This window comes from Acanthopleuribacter pedis (genome assembly GCF_017377855.1).
Lineage (GTDB): Bacteria > Acidobacteriota > Holophagae > Acanthopleuribacterales > Acanthopleuribacteraceae > Acanthopleuribacter > Acanthopleuribacter pedis.
In genome coordinates this window covers 1-6,008 of the sequence record NZ_JAFREP010000074.1, presented here as the reverse complement: position 1 = coordinate 6,008, position 6,008 = coordinate 1, and the positions used below count along the sequence as shown (strand labels likewise).

The following is a 6,008-nucleotide window of genomic DNA, read 5'->3' as shown; positions in this document are numbered from 1 at the left end:
ACGAATGAAACCCGGCGATTTCTGTTTTGGCTCGATTCTTAGCTTTCCCAAAGCAACCTCCTGAACCTTTTCCAGGAAGTGTAGCCGTCTCGACGCTTTGCGTCTGAACCCTCGTTGGTAGGCTTACTTACCTATCGCGGTATGGCGGCTTTGGTTTGATCGACACAGACGAAACCGTTTTTTGGACCCTCTCGAACGGGTAAAAGTCAAAAATGGCGTACAAAACCAACTGAAGCGCAAAAAAGGAAAGCGCAACCAGAAACAGAACCAGTCTAGCCCGCGGGGCCAATGGCGGAACGGTGTAGCTCATGCCCAGAAGTGAAAGGACGATGCTTTGGCTCAGATAAACTGTTAAGCCACGTCGGCCAAGCTTGGCCAACACCGAAACAAACTGATCTCGAACAAAACCAAGCGCAAAACAAACATAAACAAGGCTCATGGTGACACTGCTGAGAAGGTATAAATCCGCTTTTGTCCTGGGGAACTTGGGAAAAAAGACCATGACCACCGAGTAGCACATCGAGACGCAAAAAATTGGAACGACCAAAGGTTTGGCCGCCTTGGCAGGGTTAGACCTGGATGTACCGCGCCGATGAACCACAACGCCCAAAAGGGACATCGACAACACCGATCAACCCCAAAGAAAACAAGCGCCCTGTTGCCGAAAAAGGCATAGACGTTCGCAAGCATCAGGGTTCGAAGTGGGAGTCCTTGGAAATACACCGAAAGCGCCACGGGATCGGGGGGCGATGTAACCTTCGCAAAAATCACAGGCACCACCAAGGCAATGGTGAGACAGCAACCCGCAAGAATCCCATGCGCCGCAATAGGCAGCACATGAAGGTGGAAAAGCACCAAACAAACCAGGCCGTAAAAAACGAAATGTCGCCCGGCCAAAGCAGCACACCGTGAAGGATCCCCGCACAAACCAGAACAAGGCACGTCGCCGAACCACCAAAACGAAAGGCGCAATCAATCGTTTTAGCTTCTCAAATGTGAGCGGACACGCCGAAGCCCAACAAGAAGCCAAGCAGATGAAGGAACTTACCAATATTAACGAACAGGATGGCGCCAAGAGGTAAGCGCCGCGGCGCATCCCAATCACGATGGCGTTGGGGTCCCGCTTCTCCCTCGGGTAAGAAGCGGGACCTCGGTTCGTTCATGGAATGACCCAAGGAGCGCCTTTCCAAACCGAAGGAGCGCCCTGTGAACCTTCTGGCTTTGGAAAAGCGTTCGATGAAAAGGAGAAATCAAGCTCCCGCCATGAGAACGGGGCCGAATGATATCGGCCACTAAGACACACGGTATTTCTCCAAAATTTGGTTTGCAAATGAAGTCACCGTGGCATCGGCTGAAATGAGTACGTCGCTTTGACCTTCAAAGTTAAAGTGTTTGGCGAGGTTCAACATTAAGCGGAACCGAGCATTGATTCCAAGGTTCCGATTGCCGCTTTTCACCTGAGACCACATGGAGCTGGTTACCCCGGCCATTGACGCGAGTGTCGCCGGCTTGAGACCGGTTTCGTTTTCCAGGTTCATCCAATCGATCTCTACATCAGCGAAGAAGGTGTTGAAGTTATTCATGAGTGCTCCTAATTCATTAGGTTTGTGAGCAATGTGTCGTAAGGTAGGTTTAAAAAGAATTCAGCCGAGATGCATGTGTGGCTAAAGTTTCGGCAGCCAACCCCCAACGTCAGGCCCTAAAAAACAGGCCAAAGGGAGATAGGTGCTTTAAAAAAGTTGCAAAGACAAGGGACTCGCCTTGCTTGATAGTCTAAAACGCAAAAGGGAAGGTTTTAGCACAAAGAAATATCAAAATAATTATGAGGTCAATTAAGATTAGCGACTTTAATTTTTTGTTTTCAATGGCTTAAGCACAACAAGAGAGTGATGATTTTTTACAAGAAGGTCAAGCGCTAGGATAGTGCTATATCGAAAAGATGTAGTTTGGATCAAAGTGTTAGAAAACGTTTTATTCAGTTGAGCTTTAAGTGTTTGAATTTACGCGCCTTGGTGTTTTTTCTGAAAATCACAAGTTGAAAGTGTGCCATCGTGGCGAGCGTCAGGCGGCGATCCGTGTATTATCTCTTCCCTTGAGCGGTCTGAGTCCAGGGCGTTCCTTCGAAAGCAAGATCAATTCTAACAATGTTGCGATGTGAAACTTTAAAGGTAACTATGATGTTTAAGGTGGTGTATGCCTATAGGTTGGTTAAATCAACAGATGGTTTACTTTGTAGATTTTAAAAAAAACCATGTGGCGGAAAGGTTTGACGATTGAGACTGTTGCTTTTGGATAACAGAAGAGGTGTAAAATGAAAGAAGTTGACGACGTTGTGAGAAAGCTTACTGAGGTTTTATCGGTTAACAAATTTAATTGGTGGGATGTTGCCAGGCAACTAACCGTAATCCGTGATCGGAATTTGTGGAGACAAAGTGAATCTGATTCTTGGACGTCTTGGATCAAAGAACTTGCATCTAACACGAATCGACACCATGAAGGTTATTTCAAGATGATTGGCGCATATAACTATTATGCGAACCTTGTGGATCGAGGAGGGCCCATTACGTCCATATGTGAAACACAACTTTCCAAAGATTGTGTGATGGCTGTTAAAGGAATTGCCAGAGGCAACGTGAGCACAGGCCGACGACTTTTGCTTGACGTTAGTCTGGGGCGTTATGGTCGGCGTCACCTAAAACTTTTAAACCAGGCCATTGGCCGTGAATGGGAAAGAGAAAAGATCCGTATGGCGCTGTTTGTCGGTGAAGTGGCGTGCCTCATCGAAAAGTCGAAGCCGTTTCAAGATGAACGGCGCCATCAATTTTTTGGACGAACCCATGTAAGCAAAACGGTGGTGTTCGATTGCGTTGAGATTTCCCGAGGAGAAGGCGCAAAAAATTTTCATGGTGTCATCGTTCGCCGGCCAGGGGAAGCCCTTGACCAGAACTTACTTGCCGATGCGGCAAATTATGTGGATTATCTGTGGCTTGCATCCAACGCGAAAGAACAAGAAGAGGGTTCGTTCGGGCTTTTGCGCTTCGATCTAGAGAGCACTGATATTTCCATCGAAAGAACCCCGTTAGAGCTGAAGAGGCCCAATAAGAAGGTCAGAACAGCAATGTGCGTTCTTTGAGGGGTCAGGTAAGTAATGATGGCAAGGCATATCCAAAAGGGGCCATGTAATTTTAATTCCATGGCCCCTTTTGTCTTGTTTAAGGTCTTGGCTTTTTTCTTTATGAATATCGCTAAAGCTGGCTGGTGGATACCAAGTGCCGAGCGATCCAAGACTCTACATCTGACATTTTGTATAACACGCGACCATTGCGTGTGTTTCCCATTTTGTGATAGTTTGGACCTTTGTTTCGCGCGCGCATATTCCGAAGCTTGGATGCCGTAAAAAAAGCGTATTTCTCCGAGACCTCGTTTTCTGTTAGTAGCTTATCCTGATGGGAACAAGCTATCATGACGTTTTTTACAGTCAATTCAAGCGCTGAATCCAAGTCTTCAGCGTTATGTGCCAGCTTTAACTTCATTGCAAAATCTTTAAGGATGTAAGCGACAGCCATGTTTGCTTCGCTGTATCTTCCTTCATTTTTGTTTTTCATTCTTGATTCATCAATCATTCGTCGGCCGCCTAGATGTCAAAATATTTACTACCTAGAACACAATACGAAAGTCGTGAAAAACGGGTTTCATGATCTTTGATTAATGTAGGGTATCTATGGTTGCAAGAAGCACTCGCTGTAAAAAATAGTTTAATATGTGAATCGTTGCTTTCCTGGCCTTTATTCAGCACTGCTTTTTCAGTGGTGGAGCTGAAAGTAAAATGGGTGACCCTAACGAACAGTCACCCTTCTTTACTAAGCAGTACGTGCGTTGAATGGGTGTCTCTTGCAAGGAGCATTGTGGCAGCCTGGGTTTCCCCAGATCACCTAGATATTTAGAGAGCAAGATGTTGATTGGAGTTGAGGACATCCAGGTGAATTCGTTTGCTGATCAGGCTGCTTGCGAGTTTTGGCTCTTGGCAACTGTCCTCAGGATTTTTGCCGCTTCCTTGGGGGTAAGGCCGAGGGTTGCGACAAATCGAGTGAGTTCGTTGGCGATGGATTCACGGCTATAGCGATCAGCCGCCTTTGCTTGGTTGCCCAAGTATTGCGCGTGCTCTCCTAAGATGTGATCGCACACCTTTTGGAAATTGTGCCGGTTTTTGGTGGGGTTGAAGCCGGGCACAATATAACCACTGGTCACATCGGATTCAGAGACGTGGTTAAGCATTTCTTTGATGTCCCGGTAGCCGATCCCCACATCGTTGGCGATGCTTGCAAAGGTTCTGCGTGCCGCATGGGGCGAATAATCAAAACCCAAGCCTTGGATAAATTGGAACACCGAAATATGCCGCTTGATCGGTCGCTCTGGATACTTAGTCGAGGCAAACACGAACGGGTTGTCACCCCGATTTGCGTTAAGTTCCCGCAAGAATGCCCATACATAAGTTGACATGGGCACAAAATGAGACTCGCCATTTTTGGTTCCCTGGAAATCGAAGTCATGTTCATCCAAGTTCAAATGAACCTTGCCGTTCTTATCAAAGTCACCGAAAAGCGCATCACCGTCTTTTTTGGGGCGCCGGATATTTCCCGGCAGTTGGAAGTAGCCTTCCTCCAGGTCTACATAGGCCCACTTAAGGAACCGCGCTTCATTGAAACGCAGGCCCGTGAACAGGCTCAACTTTGTTAGCAAGATTGTCATGACGACAAAAGGAAGTGCCGCCCCTTCCTCGGTGTACCAAACCTTGTGGCCGGAGCCCCCCTCGGTCATCCGATCAAGTTCGGCCAAAAAACGGCCCAGTTGATGATTTTTGACAACCATCCGTTTCGGTTTGTGTCGCTTGATACCGTATTCTTCCCGAATTATTTGGCGCGCTTCGAGGATCGGGCACTGACCCAAGATTTTGTTCCCCTCGGTATCCTTAAAAAGTTTCTTATTGGTGTTCCAAATATTGGAATAGGCGTAGAGCATGTTCCAAGAGGAGGCGCGGGAGCCGCCACGGTGCCGTTCGGCGAAACGAGCGGCAATCATCGCCGGGGTGATCTCGCGAATTTCCAGCTTGAGCCATGACGGGTCAAAACCTTCATTGATGTTTCTGGCCAAACTGTGAAGCGTGGTGGCCTTAAGGTACGTTTTTTTGCTGAAAAACACTTTGACAGCGTCATCCATGAGCAAGACCGGGTTGGCGCCTGAAGATTTCGATCGATTCACCAACAGCGGCGGGAGACCAAGCAGCTTGCGACCCGCTTCGTCTTCTCGAGGATCAATACCGGCTTCACACAAGCGTTTAAGTTCGGCCGCCCACTCGCGTGCTTCCTTGTAGTTCACGGCGTTGTGAGGGCCGACAACAGCGCGCATAGAGAAGGTTAAGGCAGAGCCCTTGCGGCCAGATACACGTTTGTCGAAGGTGAACGCCATTTTCGATTTACCAATGGTGAATTTTAGCCCTTTGAAGGCGGCATCCTTAATGGTTACCGGCACCCCTGCCTTGATAAATGGACGCAGGTTGTCTACATTAAACTTGATTTTCTGAATGTTCATACACCAGCCCCTTGCTGTTCTGATTTCGTTTTGGGACTCGGTAAAAAGTAAGCGCTTGCAGTTCCCGACAAATGTCCGACAAAACGAGGATACATCAGTAAGCGCAAAGCGCAAAATCGGCGCATCTTACAAAATCAATGTCACCTAAACATAACAATATAAAGCGCTTAAAGAAGCTAGGGTGCTCAGAGAGTTACCAGGAAAAAACAACAAATGGTTGTGGAACAACCGTTTGCTCTGGGTCCCCGGGGGTTCCCGTCGTGCAGGCCGCCGGAGGCGCCGGCCAAACAATCCCGAACCAAACGCAATGAATCAAAACGATCCACCCCGAACCAAACGCAATGAATCAAAACGATCCACCCCGAACCAAACGCAATGAATCAAAACGATCCACCCCGAACCAAACGCAATGAATCAAA

General features: G+C 47.7%; 6 protein-coding genes. 2 read left to right on the top strand and 4 right to left on the bottom strand.

All coding sequences use genetic code 11. From position 1 onward, the window contains the following. Window positions 1-127: 127 nt before the first annotated feature. Window positions 128-619, bottom strand: coding sequence for a DUF418 domain-containing protein (locus J3U88_RS33740; RefSeq protein WP_207863631.1), 492 nt, complete (start codon window positions 617-619; stop codon window positions 128-130). A 289-nt stretch (window positions 620-908) separates the two neighbouring features. Between J3U88_RS33740 and J3U88_RS33735 the strand changes: the two genes are divergently transcribed. After that, window positions 909-1,082, top strand: a complete 174-nt coding sequence (locus J3U88_RS33735; protein ID WP_207863630.1) for a hypothetical protein — start codon at window positions 909-911, stop codon at window positions 1,080-1,082. Window positions 1,083-1,292: 210 nt separating this feature from the next. On the opposite strand, the gene J3U88_RS33730 is transcribed toward J3U88_RS33735, so the two are convergent. Then, window positions 1,293-1,583 (bottom strand): hypothetical protein, encoded by a 291-nt coding sequence (locus J3U88_RS33730; protein ID WP_207863629.1) that lies wholly within the window; start codon window positions 1,581-1,583, stop codon window positions 1,293-1,295. Window positions 1,584-2,311: 728 nt separating this feature from the next. Between J3U88_RS33730 and J3U88_RS33725 the strand changes: the two genes are divergently transcribed. Continuing rightward, window positions 2,312-3,133, top strand: coding sequence for a hypothetical protein (locus J3U88_RS33725; protein ID WP_207863628.1), 822 nt, complete (start codon window positions 2,312-2,314; stop codon window positions 3,131-3,133). 112 nt (window positions 3,134-3,245) lie between these two features. Here the strand turns inward: J3U88_RS33725 and J3U88_RS33720 are convergent, their stop codons facing one another. Beyond that, complete coding sequence (locus J3U88_RS33720; protein ID WP_207863627.1) at window positions 3,246-3,623, bottom strand: helix-turn-helix transcriptional regulator; 378 nt, start codon at window positions 3,621-3,623, stop codon at window positions 3,246-3,248. 373 nt (window positions 3,624-3,996) lie between these two features. Next, window positions 3,997-5,703 (bottom strand): tyrosine-type recombinase/integrase, encoded by a 1,707-nt coding sequence (locus tag J3U88_RS33715; protein ID WP_207863626.1) that lies wholly within the window; start codon window positions 5,701-5,703, stop codon window positions 3,997-3,999. Window positions 5,704-6,008 lie beyond the last annotated feature (305 nt).

Coding starts and splice junctions, on each gene's coding strand:
- J3U88_RS33725 (WP_207863628.1), top strand. CDS start 2,312: ATGAAAGAAGTTGACGACGTTGTGAGAAAGCTTACTGAGGTTTTATCG.
- J3U88_RS33740 (WP_207863631.1), bottom strand. CDS start 619: ATGTCCCTTTTGGGCGTTGTGGTTCATCGGCGCGGTACATCCAGGTCT.
- J3U88_RS33730 (WP_207863629.1), bottom strand. CDS start 1,583: ATGAATAACTTCAACACCTTCTTCGCTGATGTAGAGATCGATTGGATG.
- J3U88_RS33720 (WP_207863627.1), bottom strand. CDS start 3,623: ATGATTGATGAATCAAGAATGAAAAACAAAAATGAAGGAAGATACAGC.